This window comes from Streptomyces sp. 3N207, assembly GCF_052246355.1.
Classification (GTDB): domain Bacteria; phylum Actinomycetota; class Actinomycetes; order Streptomycetales; family Streptomycetaceae; genus Streptomyces.
The window spans coordinates 31,842-54,429 of record NZ_JBQQBV010000024.1; the positions used below are offsets into that span (position 1 = coordinate 31,842).

Annotated in this window: 23 protein-coding genes; 11 read left to right on the forward strand and 12 right to left on the reverse strand. The window is 69.3% G+C overall.

All coding sequences use genetic code 11. The features are described from left to right. Window positions 1-188 precede the first annotated feature (188 nt). Window positions 189-920, reverse strand: a complete 732-nt coding sequence (locus ACTWP9_RS29290) for a helicase associated domain-containing protein (RefSeq protein ID WP_443249316.1) — start codon at window positions 918-920, stop codon at window positions 189-191. 167 nt (window positions 921-1,087) lie between these two features. Here ACTWP9_RS29290 and ACTWP9_RS29295 point away from each other — a divergent pair, with 167 nt between their 5' ends. After that, window positions 1,088-1,213 (forward strand): hypothetical protein, encoded by a 126-nt coding sequence (locus tag ACTWP9_RS29295; protein WP_443249317.1) that lies wholly within the window; start codon window positions 1,088-1,090, stop codon window positions 1,211-1,213. 10 nt (window positions 1,214-1,223) lie between these two features. Here ACTWP9_RS29295 and ACTWP9_RS29300 read toward each other — a convergent pair whose 3' ends face one another. Next, entirely contained in the window at window positions 1,224-1,637 is a 414-nt protein-coding gene (locus tag ACTWP9_RS29300; RefSeq protein WP_443249318.1) for a MerR family transcriptional regulator, read from the reverse strand. Between the two features lie 416 nt (window positions 1,638-2,053). Here ACTWP9_RS29300 and ACTWP9_RS29305 point away from each other — a divergent pair, with 416 nt between their 5' ends. After that, the gene (locus tag ACTWP9_RS29305; protein ID WP_443249319.1) at window positions 2,054-3,544 is read left to right on the forward strand and encodes a SulP family inorganic anion transporter; all 1,491 of its coding nucleotides are present in this window, start codon (window positions 2,054-2,056) and stop codon (window positions 3,542-3,544) included. Between the two features lie 72 nt (window positions 3,545-3,616). On the opposite strand, the gene ACTWP9_RS29310 is transcribed toward ACTWP9_RS29305, so the two are convergent. Further along, window positions 3,617-4,039, reverse strand: a complete 423-nt coding sequence (locus ACTWP9_RS29310; protein ID WP_443249320.1) for a VOC family protein — start codon at window positions 4,037-4,039, stop codon at window positions 3,617-3,619. 212 nt (window positions 4,040-4,251) lie between these two features. Here ACTWP9_RS29310 and ACTWP9_RS29315 point away from each other — a divergent pair, with 212 nt between their 5' ends. From ACTWP9_RS29315 to ACTWP9_RS29325, 3 genes are all read left to right on the forward strand, one after another. Beyond that, window positions 4,252-5,262 carry a recombinase family protein gene (locus ACTWP9_RS29315; RefSeq protein ID WP_443249321.1) on the forward strand — a complete coding sequence of 337 codons (1,011 nt, stop codon included), beginning with the start codon at window positions 4,252-4,254 and terminating at the stop codon, window positions 5,260-5,262. Between the two features lie 234 nt (window positions 5,263-5,496). Further along, complete coding sequence (locus ACTWP9_RS29320; protein WP_443249322.1) at window positions 5,497-5,748, forward strand: hypothetical protein; 252 nt, start codon at window positions 5,497-5,499, stop codon at window positions 5,746-5,748. An 88-nt stretch (window positions 5,749-5,836) separates the two neighbouring features. After that, entirely contained in the window at window positions 5,837-7,678 is a 1,842-nt protein-coding gene (locus ACTWP9_RS29325; protein WP_443249323.1) for a zeta toxin family protein, read from the forward strand. A 63-nt stretch (window positions 7,679-7,741) separates the two neighbouring features. On the opposite strand, the gene ACTWP9_RS29330 is transcribed toward ACTWP9_RS29325, so the two are convergent. Continuing rightward, the gene (locus ACTWP9_RS29330) at window positions 7,742-8,068 is read right to left on the reverse strand and encodes a hypothetical protein (RefSeq protein WP_443249324.1); all 327 of its coding nucleotides are present in this window, start codon (window positions 8,066-8,068) and stop codon (window positions 7,742-7,744) included. A 176-nt stretch (window positions 8,069-8,244) separates the two neighbouring features. Between ACTWP9_RS29330 and ACTWP9_RS29335 the strand changes: the two genes are divergently transcribed. The 4 genes from ACTWP9_RS29335 to ACTWP9_RS29350 all read left to right on the forward strand — a co-directional run bounded on the left by ACTWP9_RS29335 (window position 8,245) and on the right by ACTWP9_RS29350 (window position 15,186). Beyond that, complete coding sequence (locus tag ACTWP9_RS29335) at window positions 8,245-10,932, forward strand: ATP/GTP-binding protein (RefSeq protein WP_443249325.1); 2,688 nt, start codon at window positions 8,245-8,247, stop codon at window positions 10,930-10,932. A 363-nt stretch (window positions 10,933-11,295) separates the two neighbouring features. Beyond that, complete coding sequence (locus tag ACTWP9_RS29340) at window positions 11,296-11,877, forward strand: hypothetical protein (RefSeq protein WP_443249326.1); 582 nt, start codon at window positions 11,296-11,298, stop codon at window positions 11,875-11,877. Next, a complete protein-coding gene (locus ACTWP9_RS29345; protein ID WP_443249327.1) occupies window positions 11,874-12,359 on the forward strand; it encodes a hypothetical protein in 486 nt (161 codons plus the stop codon). The genes ACTWP9_RS29340 and ACTWP9_RS29345 overlap by 4 nt, the downstream gene beginning before the upstream one ends. 151 nt (window positions 12,360-12,510) lie before the next feature. Continuing rightward, complete coding sequence (locus ACTWP9_RS29350) at window positions 12,511-15,186, forward strand: ATP/GTP-binding protein (protein ID WP_443249328.1); 2,676 nt, start codon at window positions 12,511-12,513, stop codon at window positions 15,184-15,186. A gap of 15 nt (window positions 15,187-15,201) precedes the next feature. Here the strand turns inward: ACTWP9_RS29350 and ACTWP9_RS29355 are convergent, their stop codons facing one another. From ACTWP9_RS29355 to ACTWP9_RS29380, 6 genes are all read right to left on the reverse strand, one after another. Next, complete coding sequence (locus ACTWP9_RS29355; RefSeq protein ID WP_443249329.1) at window positions 15,202-15,453, reverse strand: type II toxin-antitoxin system RelE family toxin; 252 nt, start codon at window positions 15,451-15,453, stop codon at window positions 15,202-15,204. Then, window positions 15,450-15,704: a type II toxin-antitoxin system Phd/YefM family antitoxin gene (locus ACTWP9_RS29360; RefSeq protein ID WP_443249330.1), complete on the reverse strand. Its 255-nt coding sequence runs from the start codon at window positions 15,702-15,704 to the stop codon at window positions 15,450-15,452. Before ACTWP9_RS29360 ends, ACTWP9_RS29355 begins: the two co-directional genes overlap by 4 nt. Window positions 15,705-15,941: 237 nt before the next feature. Next, a complete protein-coding gene (locus ACTWP9_RS29365; protein WP_443249331.1) occupies window positions 15,942-16,100 on the reverse strand; it encodes a hypothetical protein in 159 nt (52 codons plus the stop codon). Between the two features lie 186 nt (window positions 16,101-16,286). After that, window positions 16,287-16,658 (reverse strand): hypothetical protein, encoded by a 372-nt coding sequence (locus ACTWP9_RS29370; RefSeq protein ID WP_443249332.1) that lies wholly within the window; start codon window positions 16,656-16,658, stop codon window positions 16,287-16,289. Window positions 16,659-16,783: 125 nt separating this feature from the next. After that, entirely contained in the window at window positions 16,784-18,070 is a 1,287-nt protein-coding gene (locus ACTWP9_RS29375) for a competence protein CoiA family protein (protein WP_443249333.1), read from the reverse strand. Continuing rightward, window positions 18,070-19,608, reverse strand: coding sequence for a UvrD-helicase domain-containing protein (locus ACTWP9_RS29380; protein ID WP_443249334.1), 1,539 nt, complete (start codon window positions 19,606-19,608; stop codon window positions 18,070-18,072). The genes ACTWP9_RS29375 and ACTWP9_RS29380 overlap by 1 nt, the downstream gene beginning before the upstream one ends. Window positions 19,609-20,468: 860 nt before the next feature. On the opposite strand from ACTWP9_RS29380, the gene ACTWP9_RS29385 reads away from it, so the two are divergent. Beyond that, on the forward strand, window positions 20,469-20,663 hold the full coding sequence (locus ACTWP9_RS29385; RefSeq protein ID WP_443249335.1) for a hypothetical protein: 195 nt from the start codon (window positions 20,469-20,471) through the stop codon (window positions 20,661-20,663). Beyond that, window positions 20,660-20,812: a hypothetical protein gene (locus ACTWP9_RS29390; RefSeq protein WP_443249336.1), complete on the forward strand. Its 153-nt coding sequence runs from the start codon at window positions 20,660-20,662 to the stop codon at window positions 20,810-20,812. Before ACTWP9_RS29385 ends, ACTWP9_RS29390 begins: the two co-directional genes overlap by 4 nt. 371 nt (window positions 20,813-21,183) lie before the next feature. Here ACTWP9_RS29390 and ACTWP9_RS29395 read toward each other — a convergent pair whose 3' ends face one another. Next, window positions 21,184-21,855, reverse strand: coding sequence for an HNH endonuclease family protein (locus ACTWP9_RS29395; protein WP_443249337.1), 672 nt, complete (start codon window positions 21,853-21,855; stop codon window positions 21,184-21,186). 130 nt (window positions 21,856-21,985) lie between these two features. Next, window positions 21,986-22,372, reverse strand: coding sequence for a peptidase inhibitor family I36 protein (locus ACTWP9_RS29400; RefSeq protein WP_443249338.1), 387 nt, complete (start codon window positions 22,370-22,372; stop codon window positions 21,986-21,988). Between the last annotated feature and the right edge of the window lie 216 nt (window positions 22,373-22,588).

Genomic DNA, 22,588 nt, shown 5'->3' on the forward strand with positions numbered 1-22,588 from the left:
CGTCGGCGTGGTGATTCCATTCAGCACGCCGACGACCCGAGGGGCCCGGTGGGCCGTACCCCGCCATGCGCGACGTCTCGCATGAGCTTATGGGGCGCATCGCCTGGCAGTGTTGCAAGCCTTTAGTCCGCCGGACGTGCCCTAACAGCATATCGACCGTGCGGAAATGCTCGGTCAGTTGGCTGAGATCAGACCAGTAGGCCCAATTCATGGGCTTCGCGGGACTGGTCGGGGGTGAGTTTCTGTTTCTTGTGACGGGTACGGGCGTTACTCCGAAAAACGCCCAGACGAATCGGATGTTCGCGCCCGTCGTTGTCGGTGACGGTTTCGATGTGGTCCCGTGGAACGCGTAGGTGTCCCTCTCGGGTTTTGAATTGGCGGGCGGCGGCAAGGTTGATTTCCCATCGTGTTGCCCCGGCGGGCATGGTCGGGGCGGTGAGCGCCGCCGTGGCGGCCGGCCGGACCCCGAGCTCAGTGAGGCGCTGCTGCTGGCCCTCTTCCAAGGTGTTCCAGACTGCTGGTTGTTCGGCGAGCCAGGTGCCGATGTCGTCGCCGCCGAGGCTGACGCCGGGCTGGAGCTCCGCGAGGGTGGCGCCCTGGGACAGGAGCCAGCGGGCTTTCGCGTAGTGCCGCTGCCAGGACAGCGACCAGGCGGGGTTCCAGTCCGGGTCGATGGCCTCCAGCCGCTCCCGCCGGGCCTCAGCCCGCGCGGACTTCTTACCCAGCCCACCAGGCTTGCGGGCCTGGTGCAGCCGCTCCCCCACCGCCACACCAGCGATAGCCGCTTCGCGGGGTGCGGCGAGGGTGTGATGCTCGGCGAAGTAGAGCGCGCACACGTCCACGAACTCTGTGAACGCCTGGTCGCGGGGGTCGAAGACGAACCCTTCCTCGGCCAGTAGCTCGGTCCGCCAGTCGGCCAACTCGCCATGCCGCCAGGCGCGGCGCTGCTCAGCTGCACCTGCTCCAGTCTGCGCTGGTGCACGTCAACACCCTGCTGCTCCAGGACATCCTGAGCGAGGAGAAGTGGTAGAAGCGGCTCACCGACGCCGACCGGCGGGCCCTGTCCCCGCTGTTCTGGACGCACGTGATGAACCCCTACGGCCGGTTCGAGCTGGACATGAACAGCCGCCTTCAGCTGGACCTGACCACGACAGTCGCGACCGTGCCCGGCCCACGCAGCCCGCAGGACGAGGCGGTGGCGGCCAGGAGGTGACGCTGCGGTTTCAGACGCGGGTGGCCGGAGCGTTCTGCTCCAAGCGGGCGCCCAGAGTGTCGGCGAAGTCCTCGGCGCGGGCCAGCTGGATGCGCAGCTTCTCCACCTGCTCGGCGGCGGCCTGCCGGTAGGTCTGCACCCGCTCCAGCAGCGCCTCGCGCTCGCCGGCGTCGAGAGCGTCGTCGCCGTCCAGGCGGTCGGTGGCGTCCAGGAGGTCGCGCATCTGCTCCAGCGTGAAGCCGAGCGGCTTCATCCGGCGGATCACCATGAGACGGGCGACGTCGGTCTCGGTGTAGAGGCGGAAGCCGCCCTGAGACCGGGCGGAGGGGATGACCAGGCCGGTCTCCTCGTAGTGCCGGATGGTGCGCAGCGACAGCTCTGTACGCGCGGCGACCTCGCCGATCTGCATGTGCTTGTCGTCCACGCCCGTGTCCCTGGCCCTTCCCGTCATGGCGAGCCGCGTCCCGTGCGACCCCACCGACCTCTACTCTAACGTTAGGGTAGAGTTGCTGAAGGTGAGGGCGGCCCGGCCGCCCCGCTACTGCCGTTCCGGGGCCAATGGCGCCCCCGGCGAAGATCCGATTCTTGCAGGAGAGAGCGTGCGCGAGCCCATGACGCCGATCGCCGCCGCCTGCCCGCCGTGACCCTTCGCCCTCGGACGTGACCCACCCGGCCGGGCATCGCCCAGGCCCCCGAGGCTCGCGTCCTTAACGACTTCCCGGCCCGCCTCGGGCCGCCCGCGGGATGCCGGCCGGTCTCCCGCGCCCCTTCCCGCACGCCCCGGCCTGCCCGCGGTGTGCCCGAGCACGACAGGTACGCATCTCCTTGTCTTCTGCTGCTGTGACTCCCGCCGCGCGGCTGCGCGGCCTCAAGCCCGACTGGCTGAACAACCCCAAGGTCTGGCGCACCGAGATCCTGGCCGGCTTGGTCGTCGCCCTCGCCCTGATCCCCGAGGCGATCTCCTTCTCGATCATCGCCGGGGTCGACCCAGCGATCGGCCTGTTCGCCTCGTTCACCATGGCCGTGGTCATCTCGATCGTCGGAGGCCGCCGCGCGATGATCTCCGCCGCCACCGGCGCCATCGCCCTCGTCATCGCCCCCCTGAACCACGAGCACGGCCTGGGCTACCTGATCGCCGCGGTCATCCTCGCCGGCGTCATCCAGGTCGCGCTCGGAGCGCTCGGGGTGGCGAAGCTGATGCGATTCGTGCCGCGCTCGGTGATGGTCGGCTTCGTCAACGCCCTCGCGATCCTGATCTTCATGGCGCAGGTTCCCGAGATGCACGACGTGCCGTGGGCGGTGTACCCGCTGATCATCGGCGGGCTCGCACTCATGGTGTTCTTCCCGAAGGTCACCAAGGTGATCCCGGCCCCGCTCGTCTCCATCGTCATCCTCACCGTCATCACGGTCGCGGCCGGCATCGCGGTGCCGACCGTCGGCGACAAGGGCGAGCTGCCGTCCTCCCTGCCGGTGCCGGGCCTGCCGGACGTGCCGTTCACGCTGGACACCCTGACGACGATCGCCCCGTACGCGTTCGCGATGGCGCTGGTCGGTCTGATGGAGTCGCTGATGACGGCGAAGCTCGTCGACGACATCACCGACACCCACTCCTCCAAGACCCGGGAGTCGATCGGCCAGGGCATCGCCAACATCGTCACCGGCTTCTTCGGCGGCATGGGCGGCTGCGCCATGATCGGCCAGACGATGATCAACGTGAAGGTCTCCGGCGCCCGCACCCGCGTCTCGACCTTCCTGGCGGGCGTGTTCCTGATGGTGCTGTGCATCGCCTTCGGCCCGGTCGTCTCCGACATCCCCATGGCCGCCCTGGTCGCCGTCATGGTCATGGTGGCCTTCGCGACGTTCGACTGGCACTCCATCGCCCCCAAGACGCTCAAGCGGATGCCGGCCGGGGAGATCGCCGTCATGGCCATCACCGTGATCGTGGTGGTCGCCACCGACAACCTCGCCATCGGCGTCGTCGTCGGCTCCATCACCGCCATGGTCATCTTCGCCAAGCGCGTCGCCCACCTCGCCGAGGTCACCGCCGTGGTCGACCCCGACGGCCACACGGTCGTCTACCGGGTCACCGGCGAGCTGTTCTTCGCCTCCTCCAACGACCTCGTCGGCCAGTTCGACTACGCGGGCGACCCGGAGAAGGTCGTCATCGACCTGTCCGCCGCCCACATCTGGGACGCCTCCTCCGTGGCCGCCCTGGACGCGATCGAGACCAAGTACGCCCAGCGCGGCAAGGCCGTGGAGATCACCGGGCTGAACGACCCGAGTGCCGACCTCCACGGCAAGCTCACCGGCGAACTCGCCGGCAGCCACTGACCCGGCGCCGCACGCCCCCACCACAGGACCCCGGCCCCACCGGCCGGGGTCCTCTCGTCTCGTCCCGGCGCCCTACTCCGGCGAAGGGCCGCGGTAGGTGCCGAAGGTCCACAGGTTGCCCTCCGGGTCCTGCACCGTGCACACGTATGCCGCCGCGCCCGACCCGAACCGGGTCTCATGCGGCGCTTCGAGGACCTCACCGCCAGCGTCGACCACCCGCCGGTGCACCGCGTCCACATCGTCGCTCACCACGTAGACCGCGCTGGTGCCCGCCCGCATCCGCCCGTGCACGCTGTCCGTGTGCCGGGTCGAACCAAACACCAGCGCACCACCGCCAGGCCAGCGAAGCTCCGCGTGCCCGATCCCGCCGTGCTCATCCGGCGCGGCGACCACCTGCTCGAATCCCAGCACGTCGACCAGGAAGCGCAGCGCCGCCTTCGTGTCGTCGTAGTGCAGGACCGGCCAGACGGAGGACAGGGAGGCATCAGGCGACATGCCGCTCATCGTAGGCAGGTAGACGCCACACCCCAAGAGCCCACGGCCGCCGGCGCGACGCCGGAACTCTCATAAACGTCCCTTTGCGCGAGCAAGATCAGAAAAAGGCCGCCGGGCCCCCGCCGATCCCGGATTCGTTCGCAGAACCCGTTCTCACTCAAAAGCGGGGCGGACCCCCTTCTGAGACTTGCATTGTGCGAAAATCCGGGCCCATGACGGACCCTCAGCAGCCTTCCCCGAACGGCCGGTCGGACGCGGACGACGTCGAACAGCACGCCTGTCCGAAGTGTGACGCACAGCCCGGCTCACCCTGCCGCTCGCGCGGCGGCGCGGTCGCCTCTGCCTACCACACCCGCCGCTTCACGAAGGCGCCCCGGCTGAAGAAGGCGCTGCGCATCCCGACCCCGGCCGACCGCGGACCGGGACGGCCGTGGCGGCCGGGCACCCCGCCGCCGGCGCCGATCGACCGGGACCTGCCGAGCGCGGACATCCGCATCGGCTACGCACGATGCTCGACGCTCGGACAGGAACTCGACTCCCAGCTCGACGCACTCGCGGGGCACGGCATCCCCCGCGACAAGATCTTCAGCGAGAAGATCAGCACCCGAGTGCGGGTCCGCCCGAAGTTCGAGGAGGCGCTGAGGACGGCATGTGAGGTCAAGGCGCACGCCCCGCACTGCCGGGTCATCTTCACCGTGTACGAGATGAAGCGGCTCGGCCGCGACGCCGCCGAACTCACCGCGCTCGCCGACCACCTCACCGCCCACGGCCTGGTCCTGGAGATGCTCGCCAGCCCCCTGCCCGGCATCTACGACCCCACCGGCCCGGGCAAGCTGCTGTTCGCATTCTTCACCGCCATGGCGGAGACCGAACGGGAGAACATCCGCGAGTCCACGCTGGAGGGGCTCGACACAGCAGCCCGCAAGGGCAAGCACGGCGGCCGGCCCCCGGTCATCACCGACGACATGCTCCACACCGTGCTGCGGCGCCGCGCGGGCGGCGAGTCCGTCGAGCAGATCCAGCCCGACCTGATCATCCCCACCGGCAAGCGCAAGGGACAGAATCCCTCGGTGGCGAGCATCTACCGGGCGCTCGCCGAGCACGCCAAGCGCGAGGCATACCCCGAAGCCGTCGAGGCCGCGCACGCCGACTTCGCCGCCCTCCAGGCCGACGGCACGCTCCCCGAGCCCCGTACCGGCGCCGAGGCCGTGGCGACGAGGTGACGACGATGGCCCCTGTCGCCGGGCGCCCGCAGGCGCGGGGCCTCCTGACAGCAGCTCGGCGCGCAGAGCTGAGACCTGAGCCTCACGCAGAGCTACTTGTCACTTCGCGGCAGCTTCGGGAGAACAGGGCCGTCACGACGGTACGGATCACCGCGAACCTCCATTTCATAAGTGGCTTGCCACTATGTTATCCACGGCTTGAAAGTGGCAAGCCACTTATGGCAAGATCTTGGCATGAGTAGCCAGCATCGCGATCCAGCCCTCACCGTCCGGCCGCCTGCTGACCTGAAGGAAGCGGCCCAGTCGGCGCTGAGCGCACGGGATATCGAGATCAGGGCCTTCGTCGTCGCCTGCCTGAAGGCCCTGGTGGCCAACCCCGACCAGTTCCTGAAAGTTCTTACCGGGCACTGGCCGGAGAAGAAGCCACGTGGGCGGCCACGACGATCATCAGTGGCTACAGAGGGGCAGGGCCGGACCACTTCGTGATCACGGCCGTGGCACCAACATCAAGCGGCGGCACAGCACATGAGGCTGCCGCCACCTGGAGCGGCACAGACACCAGCAGGAGGGGACAGTGGCGGGATCGAGCAAGGCGCCGGACGCAGGCCCGCCCGGGTCTCATCCAACGGCTCCGGCCGGCGACTGGTCCGAGGAGGTCCTGACCGGAACCGTCCTGCCCAGCGTCCTGGGCGGCGCGATGCCCCAGCCCCGCCCGGCGCGTCCGGTGGTGGTGTTCGTCGCCGGGCAGCCAGGCAGCGGCAAGACGCTGGTCGTTGACCTGGTGCACGCCGCGCTGGAGCGGCGGGGCGGTGCGGTGCGGGTGGACCGTGACGCCTACAAGACCATGCACCCCCACTACACCGCCTTCCTCGCCGAGGACGTGCGCGCCGCCGGGGTGCGGGTGCGCCCGGAGACCTACCGGTGGCAGGCCGACGTGGAGGCCCGGATACGGGAGGGCCGGTACGACGCGGTGGTGGAGGCGCCGCTGGCCCGCCCGAAGGAGTTCCTGGCCGGAATGGCCGCGTACCGGCAGGCGGGCTACCGCGTCGAGATCGTGGCCCTGGCCGTACCCGAGGCGGTCAGCCAGCTCGGCATCCTGGACCGGTACCTGCGCCTCGCCGAGGAGGGCCGTGCCCGGTACGTCTCCTGGGACAACCACGACGCGTGCGCAGCCGCGCTGGTCGAGACCCTCAGCATGGTGGAGACCGCGCGCCTGGCGGACCGGCTCTTCGTCGTCCGGCGCGCCGCCGAGACGGGGCTGGAGGCCGTGTACGACAACGAACTCGGCCCCGCCGGGCACTGGTGCCGCCCGGCGGGCGCGGCACGTGCGGTCCTCTTTGAGCGAAAGCGCCCATGGGACGCCAGGGAGACGGGCCGGTTCCGCCGTCAGCTCGCCGACGCCGACCGGCGCCTGCCCCGGCTGCCGGAGGACTGGGCGCTGGCGGTGCGCCGCGACGCCGAGCGCGCCGCCGCCCTGTCCGAGCCGGTCAGACGCACTGCCCAGCCGCGCGCAGAGGCGCCCGGGGTCGACTACCACCGGCTCTCCGCAGAGGAACACCGGTGGATTTACGACGAGTTGATCGTGCCGTCCCTGGGGCGCGTCACGCGGCAGGAGAAGCCGGTCGCGGTGTACGTGATGGGCCAGCCCGGTGCCGGCAAGACCCGGGCTGCCCAGATGGTCCGCGGTACTCTGCGGGACAGTCCCACCCACATCACGGGCGACGACTTCAAAGTTGCCCACCCGGACTACCTTCAGTTGCTGCGCGAGGAGCCGCGCACGGCCTCCGCGCGGATCCGCGCCGACTACCGGGCCTGGCAGGCTCAGGCCGAGGCGCATGTGCGCGAGCGGCGTGGGGACGTCGTCATCGAAATCGCCCCGGGCGGCGGCGCCGAGTTCGCCGCCGGCGCGGCCCAATACCGGCAGGCCGGCTACCGGGTGGAGCTGGTGGTACTGGCCGTGCGCGCAGCCGATTCCCGGCAGGGCACGGCCGCCCGCTACGCCCAGGCGAGCCGGCGTGGGCTTCCCGCGCGGTTCACCACCGCCGCCGGGCACGACACACACTTCGCGGTCCTGCCCGAGGTGGTGGCGGCTGCCGAGGAGTTGTCCGCGGTCGACTCGGTCATGGTGATGCGGCGCGACGCCCATCTCGTCTACCGCAACGAGCAGACCGTCCCGGGGCGGTGGGCGCGGCGCCCTGCCGCCGAGTTGGCCTTGGTCGCCGAGCAGCTGCGTCCGTACACCGCTGAGGAAGCCGGCCAGTTCTGGGCCGTCCAGCGCCAGCTGCATGCGTCGATGCCGCAGTACCGCGACGACCTCATCGCGATCGCTGGGCTGGCATGTCCGCTGATGCCTGCCCAGCAGCCGCGCCAGCTCCGCACATCGGCCCCTGCTGCCGCGCTGCCCGTGCCCGTCTAGACCTGCCGCGCGGCCCGGACCCCCTTCGGGGGCACCGGTCCACGCGGCATGGTGACCGTCGCTCTACGACTCGGGCCGCGGCTCGGCGGCTTCCAGCTCCTTCAATCGTGCGGTGTATACGGCTGCGATCCGCGCGATCTCCTCTGGCCCGGCCTCCCTGAGCCGGTGCTGGTCCTCCACACACTCCTGCCGCCGCGCTTTGAGCTCCTCCAGGCGCTGCTGGTCGCCGGAGCGCCGTGCGAGCAGGAGCTGTTGGCTGTACCAGGCGAGGACGGTCCTCACGATGTCGTGTGCCACCTCATACCCGGGCTCGTCGCCGCCCAGGTCCGGGGTCTGCCCCGGCTGGGGCTGTCTGTCGGGAGAGGACGGCGAGGATGCGGGGTCGTGCATGGAGAACCACCTCGGGGTGTTCGGGGAACCGCTGGCAAGAAGATCATTCTCGGGCCTGGGCCGGATTCGGTTCACCACCGGCTCTTCTCAGCCCTCATACCCTCTCGGGCTGCCGTCGGCCATCGCCTGCGGCATAGATTGGGTCTGCAGGTGATCACTTTGGGGGGACACATCACATGGCCGACCTTCGTGCGCTGTTCAGCTCCAATGACCCTGTGGGCAGCAATGAGGCGTTCACCAACCGGCAGAACCAGTGGAACCTCGTCGCCACCGCCATCGAGGAGCACCTGCGGCACATCGCTGATCCGGCCTTCGACGTTGAGGACCTCGAAACCGCGCGCAACAACGTGATCGTGTTTCACGGGGTGGGAGGCGTCGGCAAGACGACGCTGTCGCGCAAGCTGGAGGCCGCGCTCGCCGACTCCGGGCACCGGCCCGCCCAGTGGGGCGCCCCGGCCTGGTCCGGCGAGCGGATCCTTCCCGTACGCATCGACCTCGCCCGCTCAGCCGGCACCGGCTTCGAGCAGATCGTCCTCACGATCCGGGCCGCGCTCGCCGGACTCGGCCGTCCCCTGCCCGCCTTCGATGTGGCGCTGCGCCGGTACTGGGAGCACCAGCATCCCGGCGAGCCGCTGGAGGAGTACCTGCGCCGCGGCGGGCTGGCCTCCCGATTCGGTCAGGCTCTGCCGCAGCAGATGCAGTCCGCGCTGTCCGACGTCGCTCAGGCCCTGCTTTTGCCCGGCACCGTCGGGTCCGCGGTCGCCCAGGTGACCGTCTCCCTCGTGCGGGCGCTGCGGGAGCGCCGGCAGACCGTCCGCGCTCTGGCGGGGTGCGCGCGGCTGGCCGACCTGCTGGAGGCCGAACCCGACCTGGACGCCCTGTCCTTCTACCCGCACCTGCTGGCGTGGGAGCTCGCCCAGTTCCCGGCCGACAAAAGAGTCACGCCGGTCATCCTGCTGGACACCTTCGAGGACACAGGCGACCGCCACCGTGACGCCGAGCGACTCCTGAACCGTCTGGTATGGCTCATGCCGAACTGCTTTTTCGTCATCAGCGGCCGGAACCGTCTTCAGTGGGCCGACGACGCCCTCCAGGGCGAGCTCGACTACACCGGCCCCGCCGCCTGGCCCGGCCTGGCCCCCCACTCCGGGCGGCCGGCCCGGGCCACCGGGCACAGCGGCGCTCGCCAGTACCTGATCGGGGACTTCTCCGAGACCGACTGCGACACCTACCTCGCCCAGCGCCTCACCCAGGACGGCAGGCCGCTGATCGGCCCCGACATCCGCGCGGTCATCACCCAGCGCTCGCACGGCCTGCCGCTCCACCTGGATCTGGCCGTCGCACGCTTCCTGGAGATCCGCCGCACCGGCCGCACCCCCACTCCCGCCGACTTCGACCACACCTTCCCCGCCCTCATCGCCCGCACCCTCTCAGACCTCACCGCCGACGAGCGCCATGTCCTGCGCAGCGCCAGCCTGCTGGACGCCTTCGACCTGGACCTGGCCACCCAAGCCGCGGGCCTGGCCCACCAGGCGGCGGCCCGCAGACTCGTCGAGCGGCCATTGGTCACCGAGGATCCGTACGCGATCTGGCCATACCACCTGCACGGCGCCATCCGCACCGCGCTGCGCGGGACCGACGACCACACCGAGGACCACTGGACCCCCGCCGACTGGCACCAAGCCGCCGAACGCGCCCTGGCCGCCCTCGGCCGGCAGTGGCAGGACACCAGCGCCCTGACCCCCAGCCGGACCCTCCTGGTCGCGTGCCTTCGCCAGGGCCTGCGCCTGGCCCGCGACCACCACCTGACCCACCTCGGCTGGCTCACCGACGCCGCCTTCGCCTACACCAACGACTCCGTCTGGGAACCCCTCGCCCCACCCACCCCCACCCCTGCCCCCTCCCTGGGCAACCAGCCGCATCCGGGCCCGGACACACCCGCCGACGCCCTGGCCGAGCTCCTCACCGCCATCGCCCGCCGCCAGCACGAGCACCGCGAACGCACCGCTGAGCGCCTCACCGCCGTCCTGGCCACCGGCCTGCTGTCCGGCGAACTCGCCGAACTCGCCCTGTACTACCGGGCCAAAGCCCACAAAGACCTCGGCCGCACCGACACAGCCGTGCACGGCATGCGCCAGGTCGCCGACACCGACGGCCGGCTCGCCCCACGCGCCCGCCGCGGCCTGGCCCAACTCGCCCGCATCGCCGGAGACTTCCCCACCGCCCTGGCCACCATCCCCACCCTGGGCTGGGAAGGCCGCCACCACCGCGTCCTGGCCCACATCTGGTGGCCCCACGGCGACATGGACCGCGCCACCGCCGCCTTCGAAGCCGCACGGGCCGAAGCAGAAGCCCACAATGCCCCCGGCGAGCGGGCTATCGCCCAGACCCTCCTCGCCCTGGTCACCGCCTTCACCGACCCGCTCCGCGCCGACGACGAACTCGCCCTCGCCCACCAGTACCTCGCCCCGCTCGACCAGCGCGCCACCACCTTCTACGCCGCCATCGCCGCCCTCCTGCGCGACGCCGGCACCGACCGCGACGTCACCGACCGCGCCACCGTCCTGCACACCGAAAGCACCCTCGCTGGCCTCCCCTGGCTCGCCCCACTCATAGAAACCGCCGTTGCCTTCCACCACGCCGTACGCGGCGCACAGGACGACCTGACAGCAACCATCGACCGCCTGCGCGAGGCAACAGCGAACGGTGACTTCGCCTACTACCTCGACATCGCCACCGCCATGGGCGACCTGCCCCAGCCCGACGGGCCCGCCATCCGGTGGCTCGAGGACGAACACACCGTCCGCACCCGCTGGCGCACCCTGGTCACCACCAGGCGCGAACACCTTCGCACACAGCAGTAGCCACACAGGCCGACAACGACGCCGAAGGGCCCGGGTCCCCACGGATCCGGGCCTTTCGGCGTTGTAGCGGTGGGGACGACGCCGGTGCCGGCGGAGCTGTCCCGAGTCGTGCAGCCACGGAGCGGGGCGGTGTGCAGGGGCTGACGGCCTACATGGAGAACGGTCACCCGTCCCCTTGAGCGTTCTTGGTGCAGACGGTGCGGGTCCACCGGGACGATGGCCCCGCACCCCGCATTGGGGTCGAGGGGCGCCGCAGCGGCGCCATCGGCGCCCTCCCAGCATTCCGATACGAACCTCCGGGTCAGCCGCTACCGTTGACGGTCCAGGTGCGGAGCTCACCGGCTCGGGGAGGGGATGCGTGTCATGGTCTTTGCATGGCTCCGCGAGGCCTTCCGCCGCAAGGCGGCCCCCAGTCTCGATACCTACGAGGCGGATGCCTTTGCCCCATACGGTGGGGTAGACGGCCAGACAATCGCTTACTGGGCCGACGACCCCCAGAGACCAGTACTGCGAGTTCACCTCACGCACCTTGAGGACTGGCACACCTCCCAGTCGCCAGCAGCGGCGGCTGCGCGTGAACTCGCCATCGATCCGTCGACCGCCTGGAAGCACTGGGAGCGCGTCACACATCCGCTTGAGCCCTCATCGAGCACCGAGTCCTTCACGAGAGCCCTGTTGCTGGCCTCGGGCTTGCTGAAGAACTCCGATCCACAGGCCATTGCTGAGGCCGCGCACACGTTGTACGAGGCACTCCCCATCGAGGAGGACGAGGGGGAGGCCCTTCCTGATATCACCGAAGAGGAAGCTGCTGCTGTGGGCAGCGAGGCTGGGACGTCACTTGAATACGCACTCGCGCGTCTGTTCCTCCGGCTGGGGCCGCCTCCGGAACCCACGGCTGTCGAGTATGCCCCTGCTTCGAGTGGCGGGGGAGGGACGCCGCAGTGACGACCGAGGATAGGAGTGCGCTGCCCCCTTCCCCTCCTGAGGAGGAGTCCGTCCTGGCAGCCGGGCTTGAGGTCGCCATGAAGTGGGGCGCCGCCCTGGGTGGGCCGGACCAGCTGGATGTGGCACTTAAGGCCCTTGAGCCGCAGATGAAGCGGGAGCATCAACTGAAGCTGAAGCACCTGGAGTTCCAACGGGAGGTTGCTGAGCGCGCGGCTCGGCTGGAGCGGGAGCGGCGCAGCCACACCCGGCACTTGGCGGGCCTGGCAGTCGGGGCTGTCTTGGCCGTCGCGATGCTCGGTGCAGGGGTCTACGTCGCCAAAGACGCCTGGTGGCTGTCGGCCCTGTTGTGCGGCCCTAGCCTCCTTGCGCTGGCCAAGATTTTCGTCTTGCGGCGCAGTGATCCCGAGGACATGCGGTTCGTGTCCAAGACGGCCCGCAACTCGACGAACGCGGCCTCGCAGGCTCAGCCCCCGGTCGTATAGCCGTCGCCCTCGTGTGTCTGAGCGCCCTACTTGGTCATCATGAGCAACGCAGGTCGTCCCACCAGCCGGTCAGAGTGGCGGCAAGGTTGCCTTGGCCGTTTGGGGGCGGCGTAGCGTGGAGAAACGTTGATCGTTTAGCGGGGGTGGTCTTGTGGCGGGTGGGGATCTGCGGGCGCTGTTCCGCACGAATGACGCGGGCCTGAAGGCGGCCGAGGCGTTCACGAACCGGCGGGCGCAGTGGGAGGCCGTTGCCGTCGCGCTGGAGGCTCACCTTCGGCAGATCACCAGCCCCGGGTTCGACGTGGAAGACCTCGAGGTACCCCGCACGAACGTCCTGGTTTTCCACGGGGTTGGCGGCATCGGCAAGACGACGCTCTCGCGCCGGCTCGAAGCAGCGCTCGCTGATGACGGGCACCGGCCCGCGCAGTGGGAGCGGCCCGTGCGCGGCGACGCGCACCTCCTGCCCGTGCGCGTCGACCTGGCCCGTTCCGCGGGCGTCGACTTCGAACGCCTCGTACTGACCATCCGTCTCGCTCTCGCGCGGATCGGACGACCGCTGCCGGCCTTCGACTTGGCGCTGCGCCGCTACTGGGAGCACCAGCATCCCGGGGAGCCGCTGGAGGAGTATCTGCGCAGCGGAGGGCTGGCCAGCCGGTACGGCCAGGCGCTGCCTCAGCAGCTCCAGTCCGCTCTGGGCGATGTCGCCCAGGCCCTGGCGCTGCCCGGCACGGTCGGTGGCCTGGTGGGGCAGGTGACCGGATCCCTGGTCGGTGCGCTGCGCGAGCGGCGGCAGACCGTGCGGGCGCTGGCCGGGTGCCGACGCCTGGCCGACCTGCTGGAGGCCGAACCCGACCTGGAAGCGCTCTCGTTCTACCCGCACCTGCTGGCCTGGGAGCTCGCCCAGTTCCCCGCCGACAAGAAGGTCGTGCCGGTGGTGCTGCTGGATACGTTCGAAGCTGTCGGCGACCGTACGCACCGGGATCTGGAGCGGCTGATCCAGCGGGTGGTGTGGCTGATGCCCCACGCGTTCTTCATCGTCACCGGCCGCTCCCGCCTCCAGTGGGGCGACGCGGCGCTGCACGGGCAGCTCGACTGGGCCGGGCCGACTGCCTGGCCCGGCTTGGCGGCTCATTCGCTGCCGCACCTGCCCGACCGGGGCCCGGGTCACGATTACAGTCGGCAGATCCTGGTCGGCGACTTCTCCCCCGAGGACTGCGAAAACTACCTCGCCGAACGCCTGACCAACGGCGGCCAGCCCCTCATCCCTGCGGCCGTGCGGCAGGTCATCGCCGAGCGCTCCCACGGACTCCCCCTCTACCTCGACTTGTCCGTGATGCGGTTTCTGGAGCTGCGCCGCGGCGGCCACACTCCGCAGGCCGGCGACTTCGAAGCCGACTTCCCCGCACTGATAGCCCGCACCCTCGCTGACCTGACCCCTGAAGAGCGCTCCGTGCTGCGCTCGGTCGCACTGTTGGATGCCTTCGACCTCCAGCTGGCCACGCGTACGGCCGGCCTTCCCCACCAGTCGGCTGCGCTGCGGCTGACCGAGCGCCCCTTCGTGCGGGAGGACTCTTCTGGGCTGTGGCCCTTCCACCTGCACGACCTGATCCGCTCCACCCTCCGCACCGCTGAGGACCACACCGACGACCGCTGGTCAACGGACGACTGGCTCGCTGCAGCGCGTCGGGCGCACTCCACGCTCGGGGACGCGTGGCAGGCCGGCGGCGGGCTGGACCGGCGGCTGCTGGTCGGCTGCCTGCGCCAGGGCCTCGCCCTGGCCCGCGACTTCCACCTGGAACTGGGATGGCTGGTCGACGCCGCCTGGGTGTATGTGCGGGATGCGATCTGGGAGCCCCTCGCCCCGCCGGCGCGCGATGCCGACGAGCGCGGCCAGGCGCGGCTGGAGACCGCTGCCGACGGCCTGGCCGAAGTTCTCAGCGCGCTGGCCCGCCGCCAGCACGAGCACCGCGCACATATCGCCGACCGTCTCGCCCGCGTCCTCGACGCCGACGTGCTGCCGGAGAATCTGCGGGAGATGCCGCTCTACTACCTGGCCAAGGACCAACGCGACCTCGGCCAGAGCGCGGCCTCCCGACGCGGTATGCAGCAAGTCGCCGACGCCGGCGGCCGTATGGCGCCGGACGCCCGCCGCGGACTGGCCCACCTCTCCCGCCTCGCCGGCGACTTCCCCACCACCCTCACCCTCGCCCGCCAATCGGGACGGGAGGGGCGCGGACAGCGCATCGAGGGCGATGTGTGGTGGGCACACGGCGACATGGACCGCGCGGCCACCGCCTACCGCACCGCCCGCGGCGAAGCCGAGGAAGAAGGCATCGACGGCGAGGTCGCCGCCTGCCAGGCCCAGCTCACCCTGGCCATGGCCTTCGCCGACCCGCAGACTGCCGCCGAGGAAATCGACCTCGCCGAGCAGCTGCTGGCCCCACTGGACATGCGCGCGACCAACCTCACCGTCCTCATCGCATCCCTGACTCGGGACGCCGGACGCGACGACGCCGACATCGAAGACCGCGCACAGGTCGTGCGCACTGAAGCACAGGTCGCCGGCGTCAAGGAAGCAGAGGTCAAACTGGAACTGGCCCTGGCCTTCCACCACGCCGTCCGCGACGACCAGGCGAAGCTTGCCGCTGATCTCGGCCGACTGCGTGAGCTGTCCGAGGGCGGCGACCATGCCCACTACATCGAGATCGCCCGCTTCATGGCCGGCCTGCCGCCAGCCATCGACGCAACGGCCCAGTGGGTCGACGGAGCGGAGACCACACGCGGACGCTGGCACAGTCTGGTCCAGCGCCGCCGGGCTACTGCCTGAGCCATTCGATAGAAGTCAGCCTGTCCGGCCGAGGTGCATGACGACGACGGTGACGGTGCTGCCGGTGATCTCGTACATCACCCGGTAACGGCCTACGTACATGCGGCGCAGGTCAGGCGAACCGTATTCGACGGTGCCTTCCGGGCGTGGCTGCTCGGCGAGGAGATCCACCGCGTCCATCAGCCGGCGCAGCCCGTCGGCGTCGTCCTTGAGGAACCGGGCGGCGGCGTTGAGTGCCGCCTCTTCCCAGACGATCGTGTAGGTCAACCGCGCTCCAGGCCGAGCCGGGCACGTACCTCGTCATGCGGCACCATGACCGTCTCGCCGGCCGCCTGCCGGGCACGGTACTCGGCCAACGCGAGCGCGTCCTCCAGGTCGGCGAGCTCCTGCGGATTGACCAGGACAGCTGCGGGCTGGCCGTGATCGGTGATCGTGATGCGCTCCCGCGCGTGGGAGGTACGGCGCACCAGCGATCCGAATCGGGCCCTCGCCTCAGTGATCGGCAACATCTCACTCATGTACAGAACTGTACACTTCCCGCCGGTTCGTTGGTCGGCCTCGCCAGTGCCCGATGTGGCGGCTCACTCGTGCGCAATGAACGGAACCCTGCCACGGGGATGATGGTGCGCTGCCGGGGCTCGGGCACAGCGGTCTGGTCGAGGGGCTGGATCTCCACCCGAGTCCCGCCCCGCGCGTTGAGGCGCTGCAGCAGGTGGCGGGCGACGTTCTGGCGGCGGTAGGTGCGGTAGGCGGCGTCAATACGGGCGAGGTTGTCGCGGGGTCTGCTTGTGCTGAAGCCACCTGTGCAGTGTGCCGCGGGTGACCGCGATGCCCGCATCCGCCATCGCCTGCCCGCCCGCAGCGGAACGGGTCAGGTAGTTCAGGCGGGCGTACAGCCCGCGTCGGCTGGACACATGCCCCCTTCCAGCGCAAGTCGGTTGAAGACCTCGGAGGCCAACTGGGCACTCTTCTGCCCCTGGGCACCGTAGAGTCCAAAGTTGAGGTTACGCTCCGGCATCTAGGCCACCTCCCTCTCGTGGCTGATGTCGGCCGGAGACACTGTCGCGTCTTCGGCAGCCTGTTGTTCGTGTGCAAACACCTCATCTTTGATGCGGCGCTTCGACCAGGGCCATCCACTCGGGTGGCATGCCGTTTTCGATGCACGCTTCAGCGAGATCCAGAACGCGAGGGAAGCTGCGCTGAAGCCCGTGCGTAGCAAGCAGTCCTACCGTGTCGCGAAAGCCTTCATCCGCAGTCCTCACATGGTCATTGCGGCTCATCAACAGCACTGCGTACCAACCGACGTCGGTACGCGCCCAGTACAGAGGCGATAGATACGCGTCCTGAGAGACCCCAAGGTGAGTCAACGCGCCAGGGGATGCCTTGAGATATCGAGTAAGGACCGCGCTCGCCGTACCCGCGGACCTGCGCTGCGCAGGTTCGAGTAAATGCACCACGAACTTTCTGTTCACCGTAACCTCCCCGCTCCCCGACATCACCGCTGGCTACAACGTCGTACTGCGACTGCTTGATGCGCTCGCACCAGACGCGTGAACTGTTCGTGCGCCACAGTCACCACTTCTTGGGGCGCAGTTGGTCAGCCGCTGTACCCGGTCAGTCTCCGGGCGGCGTCTTGTGGCGTGATACCGGATTCGATCCGAACATCCGTCTCGACTTGGGGAGAGAGTAGTTGCCGTTGCCAGGGCGTGAGGTACACCAGAGGGCTGTCCACGAACAGGGATACGTACTGGCCCCGCCCCTCCCAGTCCTCAATGTCGGAGGCCAGCCCTACAAGTTCCCTGTCGCACTGCGAGCACAGATCGATGAGGCAGCCGGCGGGGTCGTCTGCGCTGAAGACATAGCTCTCGCCACTCCCGCACGGGCACCGGTTCAGTTCGCTGCGGTGGTAGAGCCGCCAGCCGTATGCGAATGCGGTGAGCTTGGTGGCGCGCTCCAGGTAGTCGTGGGTCGTCCACACCAGCGCGTCACTCCGGTTGCCGGAGATGTCGCGGAAGGGAGCGGCAAGTTCCAGCAGCGTGATCTGGTCGTGGCGTAGTGCGGTGAGGAACCGTTCGACGGTCAGCTGTCGTTTGGGGCGCCACCAGCCGAGGTGGGCTCGAAAGGTGTTGGCGCGCGGAATGGCCAGTGGTGCCTCCTCTTCGGCAGAGTCGTCTTCGGTGGTGCGGTGAGCAGCGAGGAGCCGCCAGGGGTCGTACCAGGGGACGGGTGTGCGGGGTAGGGCCTGTTCCCAGTGCTGCCAGCGCAGACCGCACACGTCGTGGTCGGCGCGGTCGCCGTCGAGGTCGACGGCGCAGAGTTGGGTTACGGGTTTGCTGGATAAGGCGCGGTGGCCATCCAGGACAAGGAGCTGGCCGTTTTCGTCAGCGGTGACCTGGAGGGAGGGCACGGTCATCAGCCAGGGCGGCTCGGTGTCGGTGACCCAGCAGACTTCAACGTCGCTGGCGGCGTACCGGTAGGTGCGGTTGGTGATATCGGCGTAGGTGATGGGGGACAGCTGTGCTTCGAGGGCCAGGCGGCGTCCGCTGGGCGCGGTGGCCAGGACATCGGCGCGCCAGCCCTCGCCGGCGACTTCTAGCTCGGCTCGCCAACCGGCACGACGGGCGGCGAGTGCAAGAGCTCGCTTGAGCCGACGGTGTTCGGGGCTTTCGCCGCGGCTTGGACAGTGGGGGGCGGCGCTGTCGTGGGCGAAGAAGCGGCGCCCACGCCGGGAGAGCTTGGCGTGGACGGGTCCGTTGCAGGCGGTGCAGTGCAGGGGCGCTCGGGGGCGGACCCGGTAGATGGTCTCCCAGTCCAGTCCGGCGTCGAGGTCCTCGCAGGTTGCGTCCAGCAGGCCGAAGCTGGTGTGAAGGGCGGTCAGCGGCATCAGTGGCCCTTCTTGGGAGTGGGCCCGAGATCACTCCACGTTCGGTAACCGGCTGCCGGGGCCGGTCGGCGAGGTGCTGCGACGGTGCGGACGGTCGGTTGGCCGGCGGGGTGGTCGAGGATCCAGGAGAGACTGCCGCGGTCGAGGTGGTGCTGGGCGCGGGTGACGGCGACGTAGGCGAGTCGGGCCTCGGCGCGGGGGATGCGGCCAGGTTTTCCGTTCTCCTCCGGGTCGGGCTCGGGGAAGTCGTCGCCGATACGAACCCGGGGCCACTCGCGGCCTTTGGCCTTGTGGGCGGTGGAGATGGTGACGTCGCTGGAGTCCTCGTCGCCCAGACGCTGGAGTGAGCCGAGGATCTCCTCGTAGCCAAGGTCATCGATGAGTTCGACCCAGGGCAGCAGGTCGGCTCCCGAGGGGTCGTTCTCCGCGTACTCCTGAACCTCTCCCCAGGTCTTGAACAGCAGGAGTTCGGGGTGGCTGGTGCCGCGTCCGGCTTTCAGATCGCGGGCGGCCAAGGCCAGCTTGCGCAGCTCGTCACCGCCGCCAGCCATCGCGACGCGGCGGCTGGCCCCCAGGTGGGAAAGGACCTCGGTCAGCGCACCGGCGTTGGTCCGGCACAGCACTGCGTCCGGCTTCTCAAGCGGCCCGATCCGGGTTGTGACGGGTGCGTGCCCAGTCAGTCGCAGGCCGGAGCGTACGGCGCCGAGCCAGCGGTTGGCCTCCTGGGCGATCGCGTCACCGAACCGGAAGGACTGTGACAGGTGCAGGTGGGTGCCGGGAGCGCGGGTCATTACGTCCCGTGCGCCGCGCCAGGCGTAGATCTGCTGAGCGGAGTCGCCGACGAGAACGATCTGAGTGCGGCCGCGCTGATTCTTGATGACGTCGTCCAGTACCCCGTTGGTGTCCTGTGCCTCGTCCAGCAGGACGTAGTCGTAGGACAGCTGGGGGTCTTGCAGCTGCCACATCTTCAAGTAGTGGTCGTGCTTGAAGTTGACCTTGTGCCCTTCCGGGTCGGTGACGTCCTGCCATGCTTCGCGGGCGAAGGGCATGACGGCCTGGACCAGCAGCTGGTGCATCTCGGGTTCCTCCGCTCCGCGCTGAAAAGGCACATGCCGGGGAGAGAGTTCGCGCTCTGCGGACCAGCAGAAGGACTGGACGGTTTGCAGCGTGATGTAGGCGAGGTTGCGTGGCTCAAGGACCTTGCCTCCCAGCGGCAGAGCGTGCTGGATGCCGAGCGATGCCGCGATGCGGTAGGAGGGGAGGCGCGGCGCGCCCAGGCGGTGTTTGTACGGGATAGCGACTGCTCGAAAGGCCAGCGCATGCGCCGTAGAGCACTTCACCCGCTGCGGGAAGCGCCGCCGGGCTTCCACGGCCACCGACTTGTTGAAAGAGATGTACAGGCCACGACGGTCGTCGCTGGCGCCGAGCATCTCTAACGTGGTCGTCTTCCCCGTGCCGGCACCCGCCTGGACGACAAGATCGTCACCGGTGGCGAACGCGTCGATCACAGCAGCCTGCTCTTCAGTCGGCTCTGGCACCTGTAGCTCTCCTTCTCCCAAATTCCCTTTCACAGAGGGCGGTTGACGCTCGCGCCCACACCGTGGCCACGTTCAGCATGACGCCCACCACTGACAATCCGTACCCATGGCGTCACAGAAAGGAATGGGCGTTCGACCGTGCCAGGACTGCGGGCAAGTCGTGATCAGCGCAAGCAAGCCCTCGGCGGAGTGTGAGCAGCGCGCCGGGGGCTTGCTCCCATCCAGGTCACCGGGGGGAGGTGCTGGACGGGGATAGGGAAGGTGCGGGATCAGGTTGCCGGGTCGGCAGCAGCCACACCTTCCAAGTGGTCAAGGCGCTCGTAGAGGGACTTCACGAGCCCGGCTCGATCCTGAGCGCGCTGGAGCGCTCACTGTCCAAGCCTCCCACCGCAGAGCGGTTCATCGACCAGTTTGCGCCGGCTAGCCAGCCGTCGACTCTCGGCGCTCGGGGTGTTTCCTGTGCCGCCGTGCTTGCGGAGCTTGCCCCGCCGCGGTGTACGACTGGCGGGCACCGTCTCTAGCAGCCCGGCGCCTCCCATTCAAACGGTCGCGAAAAGTGCGGTCCTTACCAGCATCACGGGATCCATTCAAGCGCCAGCAGCCGCAAAGCCGCAGGTCAGGTGGCTTGAATGGATTCGGGATCCGGTACAAGCTGCGACCGCATCGCCGGGCCGCTGCCGAAATTCGCGAGAACTCGCGTCATGCATGAGCTGCGGCGCACTCTCCTCCGTGTCCGTCCCACCCGGGAGGCGTCCCCAGAGGCGGGACGGGATTTGCGGGGCTAGGGCTCCGGTGCTCCACGGTTCGACCATCCCCATTCATTCGGCGTGACTTCGTCGCGCCCAAAACAAGGAAGTGCCATGCCCGCAACAACCATGAACGGTTCCGCACCGCCTCGCCAGCAGGCCGCAGATCCACCGCTCACCGCCCGAACCTCCCGTGCGGTCGAGGGAGAGATGATTCGGCTGCCCGACCAAGCCAAGTGCCGGCCCGGCCTCGGTGAGGCCACGGCGATGTACCACCGTCTCGGCACGTCGAAGGCGGGCGTCCGGTGAACAACGGCCTGGACCTGCGTACCGCCGTCGTCATCTTGATCGGGCTGGGTGCCACGTACATCGCCCTTCGGCACCCGGCAGTGGGTACCGCCCTTCTGGTGGGCATCGCTGCCATGACGGTCGCGTTGCTTCTCCTCAAGCAGCAGTGAGGAGTTGAAGGCATTGCCGGCCTTGAAGCGGTTCACATCCCGGGGGCGCCCCGCGAAGCAGCCGACGACGCCTGGAGGCCGGACGGCGGCCTCCTTACTCCGGTAGGGACAGACCGTTCGGTGTGCCCTGGACGCCTCCAGGGCACACCGAACGGCAGGCCATGACAGCCCACTGAAAGATCGAGTCACGTCGAGGTCCGACAGCTGACGGCCCAGCCTGACAACGTCAAGCACCTGACGGGCCAGGCTCCGAATCCGCGGCGTGGACTGTCTCAGTCACTGGCGGATCCGCGCGGTCCGCCAGTGACCCCACGTGGGTGAGCTGAACATGGCATGGAACCACTCGCCCAGACGGACGGGCTGCCCCGCTGCTACTGGGCAATATCGGTCTTCACCCGCGCGTTCGGGCATTCGGCGGCATGCTCGCCGAGGGCGTTTTTCTCCGGCTGGTCGATGGCGAGCTGCCATCGGGTCTTGGTCGCCACCCAGTCCGACAGATACTGGCAGGACGCGGACTCGGCGGGCACCCACCACTGGGCAGGGTCCTTGTCGGCCTTCTGCCGGTTCTCCCTCGCGGTCACTGCCACGAGCGACCGGGGTGAGTCGAGGTCATTGGCGTAGCGTTCCCGCTTCTTCGCATCCCAGGCGGAGGCGCCAGAGTCCCAGGATTCGGCGAGGGGCACCATGTGGTCGATGTCGAGACTGCGGGGGTTGTCGGTGGACTTGCCCTCGTAGTAGCTGAACCACTGGCCGTCCGTCAGAGAACAGCCCGGCCCGATCTTCGGCTCCTCGGTGGCTTCCGAGATGAGAACTTCCTGCCGGGTGTTGCAGCCGTCGCGGTCTGCGTCAACCCAGTGCTTGAACTTGCTGCGTTTGTAGCCTGCGCGGTTTTCCTTCTCGACGGGCAGGGCCTCGATGGCCTGGGCCACTGGCAGGTCGACAGCCTGCCGGCCCGGTGTCGGTTCAGCCACCGCGGGAGCGGCAGCAGCCAGCAGGGGGAGGGTTAGAGCAGCGGCCGTCAGGCCGCGAACCAGTGTGATCACGACGGCATTGTGGGCGTCGCAAGAGGCCATCAGACGGCTGTGTCCTGCCAAACCACACGATGGAGCGCACAGCTCCGTGACAGGCGAGCCCGCACCCGCTCCAGAAGTGCGGGTGCGGGCCGGAGCTGCGTTATCCGCAGTCGTTGCGGTTGATGCGCAGGGAGCGGGTCTGGTCGTTGAGGTTGTAGCCGCGCAGGTCGTGGATGGAGCCGCCGCTCTTGGTGACGCACACCCACCGTCCGGCGAAGTTGCGCTTCTCGTAGACGCGGGCGGTGCGGTCGCTGTTGTTGCGTACCGAGCTGCCGCGGTCGCGGATGGCGGTGGGCAGGTCCTTCACGCTGCCGTCGACCGCGCGCTTGACCCAGGGCTGGCCGCCGAAGTTGATGTCGGGGTAGATGCACACGTAGCCGTTGGGGCAGTCGATCACCGCCGTCTTGGCGGGCGCCGGTGACGCTGCGACGGTCAACAGGGGCACGGTCAAAGCTGCGGCCAGCAGGCCGCGAGTCAGGTTGTTCACGATCGTGTTGTAGCCAGCCGGGCAGGCGGCGCGCCCGCGATGCGGCAGTGGTTCACCCGGAAGCGCGCAACGCTTTCGATCTCCCTGTGTGTCGTGCCCGGCCGTACGGCGCCTCTCGCGCCGCAGCTTCCGCAGCCGCCTCGGGAAACCTGCCACAGCCTCGGCGTGCCGCTCCCCCGCCGAGAAGCAGTCCGGGCACACTCACCGGCACCCGCC

Bases quoted from the DNA above. Each gene is read 5' to 3' on its own strand.
- ACTWP9_RS29295 (WP_443249317.1), top strand. From the start codon at position 1,088: ATGAACCCCTACGGCCGGTTCGAGCTGGACATGAACAGCCGCCTTCAG.
- ACTWP9_RS29310 (WP_443249320.1), bottom strand. From the start codon at position 4,039: ATGTCGCCTGATGCCTCCCTGTCCTCCGTCTGGCCGGTCCTGCACTAC.
- ACTWP9_RS29315 (WP_443249321.1), top strand. From the start codon at position 4,252: ATGACGGACCCTCAGCAGCCTTCCCCGAACGGCCGGTCGGACGCGGAC.
- ACTWP9_RS29320 (WP_443249322.1), top strand. From the start codon at position 5,497: ATGAGTAGCCAGCATCGCGATCCAGCCCTCACCGTCCGGCCGCCTGCT.
- ACTWP9_RS29330 (WP_443249324.1), bottom strand. From the start codon at position 8,068: ATGCACGACCCCGCATCCTCGCCGTCCTCTCCCGACAGACAGCCCCAG.
- ACTWP9_RS29335 (WP_443249325.1), top strand. From the start codon at position 8,245: ATGGCCGACCTTCGTGCGCTGTTCAGCTCCAATGACCCTGTGGGCAGC.
- ACTWP9_RS29340 (WP_443249326.1), top strand. From the start codon at position 11,296: ATGGTCTTTGCATGGCTCCGCGAGGCCTTCCGCCGCAAGGCGGCCCCC.
- ACTWP9_RS29360 (WP_443249330.1), bottom strand. From the start codon at position 15,704: ATGAGTGAGATGTTGCCGATCACTGAGGCGAGGGCCCGATTCGGATCG.
- ACTWP9_RS29375 (WP_443249333.1), bottom strand. From the start codon at position 18,070: ATGCCGCTGACCGCCCTTCACACCAGCTTCGGCCTGCTGGACGCAACC.
- ACTWP9_RS29385 (WP_443249335.1), top strand. From the start codon at position 20,469: ATGCCCGCAACAACCATGAACGGTTCCGCACCGCCTCGCCAGCAGGCC.